The sequence below is a fragment of the Bacillus cereus group sp. RP29 genome, from assembly GCF_040459765.1.
GTDB lineage: Bacteria > Bacillota > Bacilli > Bacillales > Bacillaceae_G > Bacillus_A > Bacillus_A paranthracis.
Genome location: NZ_JARVHN010000001.1, coordinates 761,588 through 777,361, shown reverse-complemented (window position 1 = coordinate 777,361; position 15,774 = coordinate 761,588). Strand labels below are relative to the sequence as shown.

Below are 15,774 nucleotides of genomic sequence, written 5' to 3'. Positions count from 1 at the left end.
TACTAAAAACAACAAGCAGAACAAAACAATCATTAAACCTACATCAAGGAATACTGCCTTTTTATCTCTTTTTATATTTTAACATAAATTACTTATTCTTCCCTTTTGATCACATAAAAAAACCTGCCAAAGCTTTGACAGGTTCCCTACACGTTAAAACGATAACCAGCTCCCCATACCGTTTCAATATATTGCGGGTGAGCTGGATCTCTTTCAATTTTTTCACGTAGCTTTCTAATATGAACGACAACAGTTGCTAAGTCACCAGCGGAGTCTAATCCCCAAATACGTTCAAATAGCTGTTCTTTATTTAATACTTGATTTGGGTTTGTGACAAAGAATGTTAATAAATCAAATTCCTTCGTTGTAAACGCAACTTCTTCATTGTTTATAAAAACTTTCCTCGCCCTTTGATCAATAGAGATTCCGTGAATATATAGCGTATCGCGTTGCTTACTTACATTTCCTAATAATCTTTCATAACGAGAAATATGTGCTTTTACCCTTGCGACTAATTCACTCGGGCTAAACGGTTTCGTTATATAATCATCCGCTCCTAAACCGAGCCCGCGAATTTTATCTATATCTTCTTTTTTTGCTGAAACAAGTAAAATCGGAATATCTTTTATAGCTCGAATTTGCTTACAAATTTCAAATCCATTCATTTTCGGAAGCATAATATCTAAAATAATTAAATCGTAGTCTTCTTGCAGGGCCATTTGTAAACCTGTTTCTCCTGAATGTTCGACATCAACTTGAAAATCATTAATTTCTAAATAATCTCGCTGTAATTCTGCAATGCTTACTTCATCTTCTATTAGTAAAATTCTTTTCAATTTACTCACCACATTTCTCTACTTTTTCCAATGAGAAGAAAATGCTTGTGCCTTCCCCAAGCTCGCTTTCCGCCCAAATTTCCCCGCCATGTTCTTCAATAATTTGCTTCGCTATCGCTAAGCCAAGTCCACTTCCACCTGTACTAGAATTTCTCGATTGCTCTGCACGATAGAAACGTTCAAAAATATAAGGAAGTGTATCAGATTCTATACCTGATCCGTTGTCCATTACTTTCACAATCACTTTATTGTTATCACTCGATACTGTTACAGTAATTTTCTTTTCTTCTTTATCCATGTATTTCACACTATTATGAATTAAATTTGATATCACTCTATTTATCTTTTCGCAATCAGCCTTTACATAAAGTGGTGATGCATGTAATTGTAAGTTAACTTCTATACCTTCTTTACTTAAATCCATCTGCATCTCTTCTATTAATTCTTGCATAAACATATTTAATTCAACCGTTTCAAACTGAAAGGGAACTCGATTCAAATCGAGCTTTGAGAATAAAAATAATTCATCAATAAGTGTATCCATATGTCTTGCTTTCGTATGGATAGTTGTCAAATACTTATCCATTTTTTCTGGCGTATTTGCTACTCCGTCTTTTATTCCTTCTACATATCCAATAATAGATGTAATCGGTGTTTTTAAATCGTGAGAGATGTTTGAAATGAGCTCTTTTCGATTTTCTTCATACTGCGTTTGCATCTCTATCGATTCTTTTAATTTCTTCCTCATTTCCTCAAATCCTTGATTCAATTGCCCAATTTCATCGTGCGATGTAACTGGTATTTGAAAATCTAAATTTCCTTCTTTAATTTTTTCAGTGGCATCTTTCAATACAAAGATTGGTTTTATAACACTTCTTGAGACGAGGTAACTTAATAATCCAATAAGTAAAATAGCTAACAGTAAAAGTGATACGAACAAAATCGGAAATAACTTTTGTGTAAGATCTACAAATGAACTTTGCTTCTTTAATACAAATATACTCCCCTCTTCTTCCTGAGGAAAATAAAAATCAAACTTTACATATCGATAAAATGTATCGCCTAATTCCGTTGTACCACGACTATTAATATTTGCTGATTCAAATTTCGGAAGAGCTTCCTTTAAAGCCCCACTTTCAAGTACTTTTGTAGCATAAGAAATGGTTTCTCCCTTTCTTACAACAATTTTCACCCCTTCTTTTTCAAGTGATGAAACGAATGATTCATCTAATAGTTGCGATTGATGTTTCTTTGCTGCCGTCTTTAACTCAATATACACATTCTCTTCTTCTGACGTAAGCGGCTTTTGAATATAGGAGCTTTTATAGAAATTTTTCACTGCTTCCAAATCACCTGTTATCGAAAAAACGATTAAAAATCCCGCGATTAATATAAGCGTAATGGAAACGAGAATGACAGCGATATAAGAAAATAAAAACCTTGTTTTAATAGACATATGTTACATCCTCACTTTACCCCGCTATTTGCCGGGCAGTAAGATCCCCACCCAAAAATTCAGAGAAAGCAAAGAAGTTAAGTGGGGGATCAACTGCCCATAAAAGCCCGATTGGTTCAACTAATAATGGGATGAACAAAACCCCCACTGATTAAAGTTTCACTTTATCAAACCTTATTACTCATAAGCATAAAAATATATGTTCAAATACTCAAGCGATTTTATAGTAATTTTAGCGTCAGTTTATAAAAATTTAATGTTCTTCTTTTACAGTTGAAATGAGGAGGTTGAAATTCCATGTTCAAAAAAACAGTAAGCATGATATGTTGCGTAATTTTTTTGCAAGGTTGCTCGCAAGAACAAGAAGTTAAAAAGGAGATGATAAACATGGAGACAGCGCTACTAACAGCTACTGAGAAACAAGAAACGAATACTGTTATATCGTTACTCAAAAAAGGGGCTGACATAAATATAACAGACAATAAAGGACGCACCCCTCTTATGATTGCTACATACAAAAATGATGTAAAAACCGCAAAAGCGCTTATCGACGCTGGTGCTGACGTAAATATCCAAGATGATATGAAAAACAATCCCTTTCTATACGCCGGGGCAGAAGGTTACTTGGATATTTTAAAACTAACGATTGATGCCGGCGCAGATCCAACACTTACGAATCGTTACGGCGGAACAGCCCTTATCCCTGCCTCAGAACATGGTTATATTGATGTTATAAAAGAACTCCTCACGCGAACAAATATCGATGTAAACCATGTCAATAATCTCGGGTGGACAGCTTTAATGGAAGCCATCGTACTAAGCAACGGAGATGAAACACAACAACAAGTCATCCGCCTTCTTATTGAGCACGGTGCAGATGTAAACATTCCAGATAATGATGGTGTTACTCCGCTAGAGCATGCTCGTGCTCATCACTTTAAAGAGATAGAGAAGATTTTGTTAGAAGAACATAAGTAAAACGCTAATTTTTGCTTTCCTTCCCCGCCCTATGCTACATTTAAGCCGTTATATCAATATGAATAGGGTGGGAATACACATGAACAAACCTAAAATTGGGATGATTGGACTTGGAAGTATCGCACAAAAAGCCTATCTTCCAACACTTACAAAAGAAACAGATTGGAATTTTGTAGGGGCGTTTACACCTAACGCGGAGAAAAGGAAACAAGTTTGCCAGCAATACCGCATTCAAGACTTCCATTCTATTGAAACGTTAGCTTCAGAATGTGATGCAATCTTCGTTCATAGTTCAACTGCATCGCATTATGAAATCGTTTCTGAACTTCTGAAAAAAGGAATCGATGTTTACGTTGATAAGCCGCTAGCTGCTACAGTGGAACAGGCTGAAAAACTAGTCGAGTTGAGCGAAAAATATAACCGAAAGTTAATGGTCGGATTTAATCGCCGCTTCGTTCCTATGTATGTTGCGGCAAAAGAGCAAGCTCATCATATTTCATGGATTCGAATTGAAAAGCATCGTACAAATAAAGTCGGGCCCTATACGTACGACTTTACGATGTTAGATGATTACTTACATATTGTAGATACTGCTCGCTGGTTAGCTAACGATGAGCTTAACGTCGTTCATAATATGATGCAAATCAATGAAAAGAATAAACTTCTTTACGGACATCATACATATACAACGCCAAGTGGACTGTTACTTTCTACCGCAATGCATCGCCATGCCGGTACAAATTTAGAACAAATTGAACTTGTAACGTCGGGAAAAATCATTCGCGTAAAAAACATGAACACATTTGAAGTTGAGCAAGAAAATGCAGTTTCTCAAATTGGTTCCCCATCATGGGATACGACGTTAAAACAACGTGGTTTTGAAGATGCTGTTCATCATTTCATTGAATGTGTGCAAGGAGATACAAAGCCTGTTGTAGATGGATTAGAAGGATTAAAAACGCAGCAACTTTTGCAATCTCTGCTGAATAATGTAAACAAAAATTAAAACGGATACATTTTTCAGAATTTACTTTCATTCCCATTCCCTCTTTATTTCTCTCGAAAATTTCTATAGAATATGTTGATAGGAATTATAAATTTCATAATGAATCGTGGAAAGGATGGGATTAACACATGTGGAACGAGTTTAAGAAATTCGCGTTCAAAGGGAATGTCGTTGATTTAGCTGTCGGGGTTGTAATCGGTGCTGCATTCGGTAAAATCGTTAGTTCTTTAGTAAAAGATGTTATTACACCATTACTTGGTATGGTATTAGGTGGCGTTGACTTTACAGATTTAAAACTTACATTCGGTAAGTCATCTATTATGTACGGTAACTTCATCCAAACAATTTTTGATTTCTTAATTATTGCAGCGGCTATCTTTATGTTCGTTAAAGTGTTCAACAAACTAACATCTAGAAAAGAAGAAGAAGAAAAAGAGGAAGAAATTCCAGAACCAACAAAAGAAGAAGTTCTTCTTAGCGAAATTCGCGACTTGCTAAAACAGCAAAACTCTTCTAAAGATAGAGCATAATTGAACGGATAAAAAGGCATGTCCCGAGAGGGACATGCCTTTTTTATATGCTATAACGTTTCCGAATTCATATGAATAAATAAAATAATACCAGCAACCATAAGTACCATAATACTACTTGCAAATAGTGTAATTCCCATAAACATTAAACTTGTGCTCATATCCACTGATACACTTTCAATAAAAATAGAAATTACATACGTGATAAGGGCAATTCCTGCAAGAATACTTCCTGGAACAAATCGCTTTAAACCATTTTGTTTTAACGTCATATATGCAAAAATAGCAGTCATACAAAGCGTAATTATCCAAAGAACGATCATCTCTTCTCCCCCCTCACAAGCCTTTTCTTTCTATTATACATGACATTGCCCTATAATAGTTATTTTTACACTTATGTGACATATAACAAGGAACAATACTATTTTGTAGCGAAGTCACCAATAAGCCATATACTCGGGAGGATTTCAATTGGAAGATGATATTGTAGGATATTTTAAACAAGTAGAGCGATTCCATTATATTACAATCAACTTAGACAAAAAGTTTTTTTATATGGAAATTGTACAAATAGAAACAAATATAACTTCGCTAAAAATATCACTTAACTTAGATAAAGATGAAACTATTATTGCTGGCAATGTGAAACAATATGATCCTTCTAGGTTAGAACAATTCATACAAAACTTTAAACACACTGCACAAACATGTCTTGAACATAATTTACGAAGTCCTGAAGAACTTTTTACATTTTGGAAAGGAAATTGACCACCAGAAAAAAATGGATATTTTTCATATATATTGATATAATTACCATATATAGATATTCTTTATAAGGGAGTGTTCATAATGATTTGGATTTCACTAATCGTATTAGCCTATTTCATCATTCTCGTCCCAATACAGTATAACTACATTAAAATACTCAAAGAAAAACAGAAGAAAATGAATATGTCACAAAACGAACTATATGACAACATGTCTTATGAAGAATCCCAAATACATTACCATTACCAAAGTAACGTATTTACAATACCTGCTTCACTTGTCGCAAGTATTATTTATAGAATGAAACATGCAGCATAATATGTACGCTGTAAAATTATTGTTTGAATCTGTTCATTCTGGTGAGCCTGATCCTACGAAAATGGATGAGCATTATGAAGAAAATCACGATACACTTTTTGAAGAAAGTATTATTCTTGTTAAGGCACACAGTTTGGAAGAGGCCCATGCACTAGGTGAACAAATCGCTATACAGTCTGAGCATACGTACGATAATATGTACGGTGAGCAAGTAACGTGGACGTTTCGAAAACTATTACATGTATTTGAATTAGACGATACACCATTTGAAACCGGAAAAGAATTATACGCAAGATTTTTACACGTTAAGAAAAATGAAACGGTGGATACTATAGTTCAAACATACTATCCTGAATATAAATAAAAGCTCACAGCAATCGCTGTGAGCTTTTTTTATACTTACTTCGTTGAATCTCTAAATTGGATACGGTGAGGTAAGATAACAGTGTGATCTTCCACTTTTTCTTTGTTCATATACTTTGTTAATAGACGCATTGCTACTGCACCGATATCATACATCGGTTGTACAACTGTTGAAAGTTGTGGACGAACCATTAATGCAAGGCGTGTATTATCGAAACCAAGTACTTCTACATCAGTTGGTACATTTAATCCAGTGTCTTGTGCTGCGTGGATTACACCTAGTGCCATTTCGTCAGAAGATACGAAGATCGCTGTTGGCTTTTCATCAAGGCTCCAAAGCTTTTCGAATGCTTCGATACCTGAGTCATATGTGTAATCTCCATCGATTACAAGATTTTCATCATATGAAATACCTGCTTCTTCTAGAGCTTTTTTATAACCTTGTAATTTCTTCGCGCTTCCCGCTTTATCAATGAAAGGACCAGAGACGAAACCGATACGCTTATGTCCTTGTTCAATAAAGTGCTTCATTGCGTCGTAAGCTGCTTGTGTATAATCAATGTTTACTGATGGCGTTTCATTTTGCTCATCAAATGACGCTGCTAATACGATTGGTACTGGAGACTTTTTAAATTCTTCAATGTGAATGTCTGTAATATCTTCACCCATGAAAACAATTCCGTCCACTTGTTTTCCAAGCATCGTATTTAATAAATGGAACTCTTTCTCTTTGTTTTGGTCAGAGTTACTTAAAATGATGTTATATTTGTACATTGTTGCGATATCTTCAATTCCACGAGCAAGTTCTGCATAAAACGTATTTGAGATATCAGGAATAATAACACCTACTGTAGTTGTCTTCTTACTTGCTAATCCACGTGCTACCGCATTTGGGCGGTATCCTAAACGATCAATTGCTTCTAATACTTTCTTTCTTGTTGTAGGCTTTACATTTGGGTTACCGTTCACAACGCGTGACACGGTAGCCATTGAAACGTTCGCTTCGCGCGCTACATCATATATTGTTACGTTCATCTCATCGCACACTCCTTCTATTTTTGCTATCTATTTTTATGTATCGGTTACTTGAATGAAAAAAAGACATCAACTCTATTTGCAGATGCCACCAATCGTCCCGAGTTCTTCCTTTTACTAATGATACGATAAAAACGCAGGGTCATACAATATTTTCCCGCAAAAGTTTCGAAAAAATTCGCTTCTTTTCTCGTATTTTCGTATTTTTCATGAAAAAAAGGGTATTTTTTGTAAAAATATAGATGTTTCATAAGTAGAAATCTTATTTTAAGCAGTACACTAGCTAGTAATTGAAATTTATATCAGCGATTTTTTGAATATATCGACTTACCAACAAAAATCGACAATGATAGGCATTTGATGCGCTGGATCTGGAAGTACTCTACAATTGGCAATAGAAGATCCCATCCCCCTGTAGAATGCGTTACATCGACAATGTAAGGGGTAAATTGAGATTAGTACAGCGGAAATATGGAGCGTATTACGTGATGCCTTGTCCCATCGTCCCCTTTCATTTACAGTAAAAAAAGACAGTTTAAACACTGTCTTTTTTTATAAGAAGGAAACAAACGGTTTATCGCTGTTTTTCTCTTTTATAACAATTGCCTCAATTTTATTCTCGGACTTTATCTGCAATTGTACTTTTGCATCTTTCGGTAATTGGTCTAACATACTTTGAGCGGCGAGTTGAGTAAGAGCCATTAATTCTGTTTTACCGTTATATTTAATAACAATATCCATATTTAATGTATCCATTTGATTTTTCTTATAAGAAACTTTAGCATTTACTGGGATAAAGTCTCCAGGAGAAAAACCTTTCATTGCCTCAGCAAATTTATTTATTTTTTCATTATCTTCTCCATGTGCTTGTGTAAATTCATCGGAAGGATATGAATACGCTTTTTCTTCAATTGCATTCCAATTTCCAAGGTTCGTATCATTCTTTTGAACGGTAGCACTAGCAATATACGTTCCATTTTTTAAAGAACTTGTACTTTCTTGCTTAAAGATAGCAAACGTAATTGGGGATTTATTATACTTGTCATTTTTATGAATAGCTTCAATAAGTTGCTTAGCAACTTCAGTCCCCTTAGACATTGCCTCTTCATTGGATACACTTGAAGACATAGCTAACCCAATTACAACGCCAGATAAACTTAATTCATTTGAATTCTGTTTCCCGAAATAGTCTTGTTCTATAATATTTGTCAAAACGGGTGCTTCTACTTTTGCGACTAGTTCATCAACTAACTTCTCAGGAATATACTGATTTAATTGAAGCACATGGTTTTCTGTATCAAATTGCTCTTTTGCAATATTCATTAAACCATTTTCATACTCTGCTAAATCTAATTTAGAATTTGTTTTTACATTAGCTGTATTTATAACCTTTTGTTCTTTTAAAGGAATTACAGTTCTATAATAATCTTTAGAAACAGCAGTTCTCGGAATCATGCTTTTTTCTTTCGTATCTTTCTGTATAACTTCATCCTTCTTACTAATCGTATCATTACTACAAGCTCCTAGTAATAAACTTACGACTGCGAAGGATAATGCCATTTTCTTCATTACTTAAAACCTACTTTCAACAATCTAGTTATTTAGTTTGAACTATTAACAGTTTACCATTAAATATATTTCAACAAAAACAAAAAAAAGAAGCAAGCACCTTTTGCTTGCTTCTTTTTACTTAATATTCTCTTCTAAAGCATCTTTTTTTATGTTCCAATGAGACGTATTCCATACTACCATCCCATCTTTTATGTATAACACTTGCGGAGATTCATGTTTAATGCTGTACTGTTCTGCAACACGATTCGAAACATCTCTCGCATCTTGTACGTATAAGTAATACGCTGGTACCGCTCTTTCTTCACTACAATAAGCTTGAAATTCTGTATAGGCACCATGACTAATCGGGCATGTCGTACTATGTTTAAAAAGAACATAAGGCTCGTTTTTTTCTACTAGTACTTCAAGCTCTTCAATTGTTTCAAGTTTTGTCATATTCATTACGATTCACCTCTCATACGAAGTCTAGAGCGCTTTTCTTTCTTTTCAGCTTTTTTCTCGAGTCTTTCTAATTTACGTTCTTCTTTTTCAACCTTTTTCTCTTGTCTTGTCGCACGATAATGATTGTATACTTCAATTGCTGCGCTACTCCACTGTACAACTTGCGCTACTTTATCTGCATTATTTTCAATTTCGTCCGTAACAGACTCTGATACATTACGAAGTTTCGTATTTAAAGAATGGATTGTCGTTCCAATTCCATCTACACCCGATACTACTTTATTTAATGATTGTGACTTCTGTTGAATGTCATCAGCTAACGCATTTGTTTTATGTAATAATTGCTCCGTCTCTACGCTAATCCCTTGCATTTGCTTTTCTAAACCTTCTAACGTGCTTGCAACGTTTTCTAACGTCTTCTGAACCGATAACAACGTTCTGCATACATACACTACTAATACAGCGAAAGCAACCGCGATAATAGCTGCACTTACATATAAAAGAACTTGCATTTCATCACTTCCTTTATCTTTTTCATACTTTCCCCTATTATACAATCATTTTCCGTTTCGTTCTAATCCCTATCTTTCCATTAGAATTTTCATACTTATTCGTTAACTTTAACATAAATGATTCAACAAATTCCACTAAGTAGGTTACAATAGGAGAGGATACATAATTAGTAGGGAGGCTTTACATATGAAAGATCCACGCATTGAAAAGTTAGCATACAATTTAATTAACTACTCTATTCGCTTACAAAAAGGCGAAAAAGTATTAATTGAAAACTTTGGCTTACAAAAAGAACTTGTAACTGCACTTGTTAAAGAAGCATATGCAGCTGGTGGTTTCCCATTCGTTTCTTTAAAAGATCATCAAGTAGATCGCTCTTTATTAATGGGTGCTACTGAAGAACATTTTGAACAAATCGCAGCCTATGAAGCAAGCGTAATGAAAGATATGGACGCTTATATCGGTCTTCGCTCTGGCGATAACATTAACGAACAAGCTGACGTGCCAAGTGAAAGAATGCAAATTCACGGTCAAACAGTTGGTAAGAAAGTTCATAGAGACATTCGCGTTCCAAAAACACGCTGGGTTGTTCTTCGCTACCCAAATGCTTCTATGGCACAGCTTGCGAAAATGAGCACAGAAGCTTTCGAAGACTTCTACTTCGAAGTATGTAACTTAGACTACGGTAAAATGGATAAGGCGATGGATAGCCTTGTTACATTAATGAATAAAACAGATAAAGTGCGCCTAACTGGACCTGGAACTGACTTAACATTCTCTATTAAAGACATTCCAGCAATTAAATGCTCAGGTCATTTAAACATTCCAGACGGTGAAGTATACTCTGCACCAGTTCGTGATTCTGTTAACGGTACAGTTTCTTACAACACGCCATCTCCTTACAACGGTTATACATTTGAAAATGTACAACTTAAGTTCGAGAACGGCCAAATCGTTGAAGCAACTGCAAACGATTCAGAACGCATTAACAAAATCTTCGATACAGACGAAGGCGCACGCTACGTTGGTGAGTTCGCAATTGGCGTAAACCCATACATCTTACATCCAATGGGAGACATCCTATTCGATGAAAAAATCGATGGCAGCTTCCACTTCACTCCTGGACAAGCTTACGACGATGCATGGAACGGTAACAACTCGAACATTCACTGGGATTTAGTATGCATCCAACGCCCTGAATACGGCGGCGGCGAAATTTACTTCGACGACGTACTAATCCGTAAAGACGGACGCTTCGTTGTACCTGAATTAGAAGCTTTAAATCCAGAGAACTTAAAATAATGAAAAACGCTCGGGATTTTTTCCGAGCGTTTTTTTATCTTCACTCTATATTGAGCTACTTTTCTCACTTTTTGTTTGCTGGAAGTGAAAATAATACAAAAGCGCCACTGCAATAGTACCAATCAATATAGGAACATATAAAGGCAGATCCCATTTCATATATACTCTAGTGCAACCAACAAGTACAAATAATATTTCCAAGCAAAACAAAGGTTTTACATATTTCATTTCTTCCCTACCATTTCTATTTTCACATGTGGATTCTCTTTCTCAATAAGTGCCAAAAATTCAGTCATATGTTGCGGCATCGCAACCATATGTACTTTGTATGCATTCGTCGTAATTTCAAGGTAGTTTCCAACTTGACGAACAACTCTTATATCTTTTAATACAATATCATCATTTAAAATACCGTACTTTAATACACCATCTTCTACTTTATGCTTTTTAATAAATACTTCCCAAACGAGTGGTACATTAACAAGGAAGCATAAACTCATCCCAATTAACGCTGTCATCCACTGCTCTTTATTTGCGACAATCATGACGAGTGGATACACAAACATAAAAGCTAACGTGAGACAAACGAAAATGACTACTGACTTACTTCTTTGAATCGGAAAGTTCATACACGCACCCCCTAACCTAAATTATACCACTTTTTCCATTTTAGTTCATAAAAAAGGCCATTTCTACATGACCTTCTTAAACAATATATCTATAAAATTTCTTATCCACCTGCAACACTGGAAAACTTTTTGGCAACTCATCTATACTCACACTTTCAAAACCATTCTTTTCATAAAAGCGATGCGCCGCTAAAAATTTCACTGTCGTTCCTAAGTAAATATCCTTCAGCTTTTTATTCTCAGCCCACGAAATTGCTGTTTGGAGCAACTTATGTGATGCACCCCACTCTTTTCCCCGAAATTCTTTTTTTACGAACATTTTTCTTAACGCTACTTGATGATTCCCAATATCTAATAAAGCTACTGTTCCAACTACTTTACCATCATAAATTGCTACCCAAAAGTTGCCATGATTCCTTTGATAAAATGTTTCTATTTCAAGCAGGTCCGGCTGCTCTTCTTTCATAATGGGGACATTGTACTCTTTTTGCTGAATATGAACGATAAGATCTACTACTTCATCTTGAAACGTACTTTCATACGGAATAATGCGTATCTTCTCGTTCATCGAATCTCCTTCCACTCTGAAGCTAGTAAACTATATACTGCCACATCATGAAAATGATCGTATAACCATTCTTCATCTCTTAAAACACCATCTAACTTAAACCCTAAACGTTCTGGAATAGCGCGGCTTTTCACATTTTCAACACCGCATCTAATTTCCATTTTATTTAATTTTAAATTCTCAAATGCATAGTGAAGTACAGCCTTCACGCTACGCGTCATAATACCTTTCCCGCCAGCATCTTCTGCAAGATAATATCCAAGACTCGCCGCTTTCTTCCCCCAGCTCACTGGATGAATACCTACCATCCCAACGAGCTTTCCTTTATAACGTATACCACTTTCAAAACCGTCTCCCTCTGCAAACTTCTTTAACCACATCGGACAAATCTCATTATAAGCATCAGCAGATTTCGTCCCATCTACCCAAGGAAGCCATCTTCTTAAATGATTACGGTTTTGATTTATTAATTGATATAGTTCCTCTTTATGATGTTTTTCTAGTAATTGTAGTTCGATTTCGTCATCTACCCGGAGTGTGAACATGTTTTTTAGCTCCCCTTTTTATTTTTCTTATTATTCTAACATTTTTAAATAGAAAATGCCCATCTAATATATCAACGATTTTTAAAATATATCGACGATTCGACAAGGGATATCGACTTACCGACTAAATTCGACAACATTACTACACCCTACAACACAACAAAAAAGACGCACAGCTAAGCTATGCGTCTTTTCTATTATTTCTCTGCAACTTGAACTTCTTTTACGTAAGCTGCTTCGAATTTTTGGATGTCTCCTGCGCCCATGAAAATGAGAACGCCGTTTTTATGTTTCTTTAATACATCCGTTGTTGTATCTGTAATTAATTCTGCACCGTCAATACGCTTTTGCAGATCTTCGATTGTTAATTCACCTTTGTTTTCGCGCGCTGATCCGAAAATATCACATAAGTATACTTGATCAGCTTTGCTTAGGCTTTCAGCGAACTCATCTAAGAACTTTTCTGTACGTGAGAATGTGTGCGGCTGGAATACAGCGACAATTTCACGCTCTGGATGTTTTTGACGAGCGGCTTCAATCGTTGCATTAATTTCTGTCGGATGGTGTGCGTAGTCATCAATAATAACTTGCTCTCCCATCGGCTTCTCATTAAAGCGACGTTTTACGCCTTCAAAAGTTGTTAACTGATGCTTAACTGCTTCTACATCAACATTTTCATAATGGCAAAGCGCGATTACTGCTAATGCATTTAATACGCTGTGATTGCCGTATCCTGTAATTTTGAACGTGTCATAGTACGTATTACGAACGAATACATCGAAAATAGTACCATCTGTTCTCTTTTGAATGTTACGTGCTTGGAAATCATTATCTTCTCCAAATCCATAGAAAATAACAGGTACTTTCGCTTGAATTTTTTGAAGTTCTTCATCATCTCCACATGCAATAATGCCTTTTTTCACTTGCAATGCCATCTCTTGGAATGCACTGAATACATCATTGATATCTGTGAAATAATCAGGATGATCAAAATCAATGTTTGTCATAATCGCATAGTCTGGATTGTAAGACAAGAAATGACGACGATACTCACAAGCTTCAAATACAAAATACTTACTATTTTCTACCCCATGCCCTGTTCCATCTCCAATAAGGTAAGATGTAGGGTGTGCACCTTGCATTACATGGGCTAACAAACCAGTTGTTGATGTTTTTCCATGTGCACCAGTTACAGCAACACTTGTGTATTGGTTCATAAGGTCACCTAAGAAGTGATGGTAACGATGTACTGGGATGTTTAATTCTTTTGCTGCTACGATTTCTTCATGCGTATCAGGAAATGCATTTCCTGCAATAATCACTTGTCCTTCTTTTACATTACTTTTATCAAAAGGAAGAATCGAGATACTACGCTTTTCCAACGCTGTTTGTGTAAAGAAACGCTTTTCATAATCAGACCCTTGAACAGTATGCTTCATGTCATGAAGAATTTGCGCTAATGAACTCATTCCTGTTCCTTTAATTCCTACAAAATGGTAAACTGTCATCTTAAAGAACCTCCAACATTTCGAACTAATACAACGGCCTATCTATAAGACAGTATATGAATCTTTTCTTATTTTGGTAATCATCATACATTTTTGATGTAGTGAAGTTATTCTTCCCTTCACTTATCAGGATAAACTCGTACGTACTTCTTTTTTATGTCCATAACAAATCCATTATAGCAAAAAAGAAGCCGCTATACTATGATAACAGAAAAACTGATAGGGTCAATCACCTATCAGTTTTTCTCTCTCTCACATATCTTCTCTTTTTTCTAATTGAACACGTTCTAGACGTGGGTTTGGACGATATTTACGACCAGCTTTCGCCTCTGGTTTTCCATTTAATTCTACGTTATCACCAGTAAAGCCAATATTCATTTTTAATAAGCTACTTCCTACTCCGTATATATCAACAGGTACGTTTTGAGCTTCAAATTCACGAATACGTTTCTCATCAAATCCACCAGTTACAACGATGTCTACATGCTGGAATCCTTCTTCATCAAGTGCTTTACGAAGTGCGAATACAAGCGATGGGTTTACACCACGTGGATCGAATGTTCCAAGTACTTCTGGGTGGCGAATGAAGTATTGATCAATCATCGTGCGAGACGTATCTACACGTACACCTTTTAATGTTGATCCAAATTCACGTGCTACGCGAAGTGCATCTGTAATGACATCATTGTTGTAATCAATTAATACAACTAATTCATCTTCTGGGAATTTTTTATGATATGCTTTTGCCGCTTCCACAACATCACCATTAAACATTTGAATTAATGCGTGAGGCATTGTCCCCATACCACTTTTGCCCCACCATTCATTCATCGCATGCGTCGCTTGTGCGCTCATACCACCGATGTATGCTGCATAACCGTCACCAGCTTGTTGTGTATAATGATCATCACGGTCTCCCATGAAAATAACTGGTTTTTCTTTATCTACGCTACGTGCAGCTTGGACAACGTTATATACGTTTGTCGCAACCGATGTACGACGAGCTAAAATCCCATCAATAACACCTTCTAAAAATCCGAAATTTTCATAAGGACCATGAATTGTTAACACTGTTTCAAATGGACTAATTTTATCGCCATCTTTTAAAGAGTTAATCTCAAGTTCCTCAGGATTTTTAGCGAATGTTTGTAGCAATGCAATGACTTCATCTGTTCCGCAAAGAACTGCATTTTCCTTTTGGAAAAATTGCATCGTTACAACACTTTTCGGGCGAAATTCTTGAATGATTTCTCTAGTCTTTAAAAAGTAAACGGCAGAGAACCAACCTTCTCCAACGCGTTCATCAAATTTAAATGTTTTATTTGTTAGTCTATTTATTTCACCTTTTAATTTTAATTCAATTTCTTTCATGTCGCTTTACTCCCTACTTTACTATCCAACATTTT

Annotated in this window: 20 protein-coding genes; 7 read left to right on the top strand and 13 right to left on the bottom strand. The window is 35.6% G+C overall.

The features are described 5' to 3' along the window. Nucleotides 1-146 precede the first annotated feature (146 nt). Entirely contained in the window at nt 147-836 is a 690-nt protein-coding gene (locus QCI47_RS04015; protein WP_001993852.1) for a response regulator transcription factor, read from the bottom strand. A gap of 1 nt (nt 837) precedes the next feature. After that, nucleotides 838-2,292: a sensor histidine kinase gene (locus QCI47_RS04010; RefSeq protein WP_000023851.1), complete on the bottom strand. Its 1,455-nt coding sequence runs from the start codon at nt 2,290-2,292 to the stop codon at nt 838-840. A 297-nt stretch (nt 2,293-2,589) separates the two neighbouring features. Here QCI47_RS04010 and QCI47_RS04005 point away from each other — a divergent pair, with 297 nt between their 5' ends. From QCI47_RS04005 to mscL, 3 genes are all read left to right on the top strand, one after another. Continuing rightward, the gene (locus tag QCI47_RS04005) at nt 2,590-3,270 is read left to right on the top strand and encodes an ankyrin repeat domain-containing protein (protein ID WP_074543136.1); all 681 of its coding nucleotides are present in this window, start codon (nt 2,590-2,592) and stop codon (nt 3,268-3,270) included. A gap of 79 nt (nt 3,271-3,349) precedes the next feature. Beyond that, nucleotides 3,350-4,276 (top strand): Gfo/Idh/MocA family protein, encoded by a 927-nt coding sequence (locus QCI47_RS04000; RefSeq protein WP_309422325.1) that lies wholly within the window; start codon nt 3,350-3,352, stop codon nt 4,274-4,276. Nucleotides 4,277-4,404: 128 nt separating this feature from the next. Continuing rightward, complete coding sequence (mscL, locus tag QCI47_RS03995) at nt 4,405-4,806, top strand: large-conductance mechanosensitive channel protein MscL (RefSeq protein ID WP_270726801.1); 402 nt, start codon at nt 4,405-4,407, stop codon at nt 4,804-4,806. Between the two features lie 50 nt (nt 4,807-4,856). Here the strand turns inward: mscL and QCI47_RS03990 are convergent, their stop codons facing one another. Then, entirely contained in the window at nt 4,857-5,129 is a 273-nt protein-coding gene (locus QCI47_RS03990) for a DUF3917 domain-containing protein (RefSeq protein ID WP_000636593.1), read from the bottom strand. A 148-nt stretch (nt 5,130-5,277) separates the two neighbouring features. On the opposite strand from QCI47_RS03990, the gene dhp61 reads away from it, so the two are divergent. The 3 genes from dhp61 to QCI47_RS03975 all read left to right on the top strand — a co-directional run bounded on the left by dhp61 (nt 5,278) and on the right by QCI47_RS03975 (nt 6,256). Continuing rightward, nucleotides 5,278-5,574 (top strand): protein Dhp61, encoded by a 297-nt coding sequence (gene dhp61, locus QCI47_RS03985; protein WP_061132039.1) that lies wholly within the window; start codon nt 5,278-5,280, stop codon nt 5,572-5,574. 81 nt (nt 5,575-5,655) lie between these two features. Next, nucleotides 5,656-5,892, top strand: a complete 237-nt coding sequence (locus tag QCI47_RS03980; protein ID WP_000637880.1) for a DUF3949 domain-containing protein — start codon at nt 5,656-5,658, stop codon at nt 5,890-5,892. A gap of 1 nt (nt 5,893) precedes the next feature. Further along, the gene (locus QCI47_RS03975; RefSeq protein WP_071742008.1) at nt 5,894-6,256 is read left to right on the top strand and encodes a DUF4288 domain-containing protein; all 363 of its coding nucleotides are present in this window, start codon (nt 5,894-5,896) and stop codon (nt 6,254-6,256) included. A 35-nt stretch (nt 6,257-6,291) separates the two neighbouring features. On the opposite strand, the gene ccpA is transcribed toward QCI47_RS03975, so the two are convergent. The 4 genes from ccpA to QCI47_RS03955 form a co-directional block, all read right to left on the bottom strand. Beyond that, on the bottom strand, nt 6,292-7,290 hold the full coding sequence (ccpA, locus tag QCI47_RS03970) for a catabolite control protein A (RefSeq protein WP_001103296.1): 999 nt from the start codon (nt 7,288-7,290) through the stop codon (nt 6,292-6,294). Between the two features lie 552 nt (nt 7,291-7,842). Continuing rightward, nucleotides 7,843-8,859, bottom strand: coding sequence for a CamS family sex pheromone protein (locus tag QCI47_RS03965; RefSeq protein ID WP_000738019.1), 1,017 nt, complete (start codon nt 8,857-8,859; stop codon nt 7,843-7,845). 117 nt (nt 8,860-8,976) lie between these two features. Continuing rightward, nucleotides 8,977-9,303 (bottom strand): bacillithiol system redox-active protein YtxJ, encoded by a 327-nt coding sequence (ytxJ, locus tag QCI47_RS03960; RefSeq protein ID WP_001057466.1) that lies wholly within the window; start codon nt 9,301-9,303, stop codon nt 8,977-8,979. After that, nucleotides 9,303-9,815 carry a DUF948 domain-containing protein gene (locus tag QCI47_RS03955; protein ID WP_001197726.1) on the bottom strand — a complete coding sequence of 171 codons (513 nt, stop codon included), beginning with the start codon at nt 9,813-9,815 and terminating at the stop codon, nt 9,303-9,305. The genes ytxJ and QCI47_RS03955 overlap by 1 nt, the downstream gene beginning before the upstream one ends. Before the next feature lie 187 nt (nt 9,816-10,002). Here QCI47_RS03955 and QCI47_RS03950 point away from each other — a divergent pair, with 187 nt between their 5' ends. Continuing rightward, nucleotides 10,003-11,118, top strand: a complete 1,116-nt coding sequence (locus QCI47_RS03950; RefSeq protein WP_000654735.1) for an aminopeptidase — start codon at nt 10,003-10,005, stop codon at nt 11,116-11,118. Nucleotides 11,119-11,163: 45 nt separating this feature from the next. Here the strand turns inward: QCI47_RS03950 and QCI47_RS03945 are convergent, their stop codons facing one another. The 6 genes from QCI47_RS03945 to QCI47_RS03920 all read right to left on the bottom strand — a co-directional run bounded on the left by QCI47_RS03945 (nt 11,164) and on the right by QCI47_RS03920 (nt 15,739). After that, nucleotides 11,164-11,346: a hypothetical protein gene (locus QCI47_RS03945; protein WP_000878351.1), complete on the bottom strand. Its 183-nt coding sequence runs from the start codon at nt 11,344-11,346 to the stop codon at nt 11,164-11,166. Then, nucleotides 11,343-11,747 carry a PH domain-containing protein gene (locus tag QCI47_RS03940; RefSeq protein ID WP_061132038.1) on the bottom strand — a complete coding sequence of 135 codons (405 nt, stop codon included), beginning with the start codon at nt 11,745-11,747 and terminating at the stop codon, nt 11,343-11,345. Before QCI47_RS03940 ends, QCI47_RS03945 begins: the two co-directional genes overlap by 4 nt. Nucleotides 11,748-11,823: 76 nt before the next feature. Further along, on the bottom strand, nt 11,824-12,315 hold the full coding sequence (locus tag QCI47_RS03935) for a GNAT family N-acetyltransferase (protein WP_061132037.1): 492 nt from the start codon (nt 12,313-12,315) through the stop codon (nt 11,824-11,826). Beyond that, entirely contained in the window at nt 12,312-12,860 is a 549-nt protein-coding gene (locus QCI47_RS03930) for a GNAT family N-acetyltransferase (protein ID WP_000494674.1), read from the bottom strand. The genes QCI47_RS03935 and QCI47_RS03930 overlap by 4 nt, the downstream gene beginning before the upstream one ends. Nucleotides 12,861-13,057: 197 nt before the next feature. Continuing rightward, nucleotides 13,058-14,368, bottom strand: coding sequence for a UDP-N-acetylmuramate--L-alanine ligase (gene murC, locus QCI47_RS03925; protein ID WP_000219470.1), 1,311 nt, complete (start codon nt 14,366-14,368; stop codon nt 13,058-13,060). 252 nt (nt 14,369-14,620) lie between these two features. Beyond that, the gene (locus QCI47_RS03920) at nt 14,621-15,739 is read right to left on the bottom strand and encodes a nicotinate phosphoribosyltransferase (protein ID WP_000658375.1); all 1,119 of its coding nucleotides are present in this window, start codon (nt 15,737-15,739) and stop codon (nt 14,621-14,623) included. Nucleotides 15,740-15,774 lie beyond the last annotated feature (35 nt).

Coding starts and splice junctions, on each gene's coding strand:
- QCI47_RS03940 (WP_061132038.1), bottom strand. CDS start 11,747: ATGAACTTTCCGATTCAAAGAAGTAAGTCAGTAGTCATTTTCGTTTGT.
- murC (WP_000219470.1), bottom strand. CDS start 14,368: ATGACAGTTTACCATTTTGTAGGAATTAAAGGAACAGGAATGAGTTCA.
- QCI47_RS03920 (WP_000658375.1), bottom strand. CDS start 15,739: ATGAAAGAAATTGAATTAAAATTAAAAGGTGAAATAAATAGACTAACA.
- QCI47_RS03950 (WP_000654735.1), top strand. CDS start 10,003: ATGAAAGATCCACGCATTGAAAAGTTAGCATACAATTTAATTAACTAC.
- QCI47_RS03965 (WP_000738019.1), bottom strand. CDS start 8,859: ATGAAGAAAATGGCATTATCCTTCGCAGTCGTAAGTTTATTACTAGGA.
- QCI47_RS03935 (WP_061132037.1), bottom strand. CDS start 12,315: ATGAACGAGAAGATACGCATTATTCCGTATGAAAGTACGTTTCAAGAT.
- QCI47_RS04010 (WP_000023851.1), bottom strand. CDS start 2,292: ATGTCTATTAAAACAAGGTTTTTATTTTCTTATATCGCTGTCATTCTC.
- ccpA (WP_001103296.1), bottom strand. CDS start 7,290: ATGAACGTAACAATATATGATGTAGCGCGCGAAGCGAACGTTTCAATG.
- QCI47_RS03955 (WP_001197726.1), bottom strand. CDS start 9,815: ATGCAAGTTCTTTTATATGTAAGTGCAGCTATTATCGCGGTTGCTTTC.
- QCI47_RS03930 (WP_000494674.1), bottom strand. CDS start 12,860: ATGTTCACACTCCGGGTAGATGACGAAATCGAACTACAATTACTAGAA.
- QCI47_RS03945 (WP_000878351.1), bottom strand. CDS start 11,346: ATGAAATATGTAAAACCTTTGTTTTGCTTGGAAATATTATTTGTACTT.
- QCI47_RS03980 (WP_000637880.1), top strand. CDS start 5,656: ATGATTTGGATTTCACTAATCGTATTAGCCTATTTCATCATTCTCGTC.
- QCI47_RS04005 (WP_074543136.1), top strand. CDS start 2,590: ATGTTCAAAAAAACAGTAAGCATGATATGTTGCGTAATTTTTTTGCAA.
- mscL (WP_270726801.1), top strand. CDS start 4,405: ATGTGGAACGAGTTTAAGAAATTCGCGTTCAAAGGGAATGTCGTTGAT.
- ytxJ (WP_001057466.1), bottom strand. CDS start 9,303: ATGAATATGACAAAACTTGAAACAATTGAAGAGCTTGAAGTACTAGTA.
- QCI47_RS03975 (WP_071742008.1), top strand. CDS start 5,894: ATGTACGCTGTAAAATTATTGTTTGAATCTGTTCATTCTGGTGAGCCT.
- QCI47_RS04000 (WP_309422325.1), top strand. CDS start 3,350: ATGAACAAACCTAAAATTGGGATGATTGGACTTGGAAGTATCGCACAA.
- QCI47_RS03990 (WP_000636593.1), bottom strand. CDS start 5,129: ATGATCGTTCTTTGGATAATTACGCTTTGTATGACTGCTATTTTTGCA.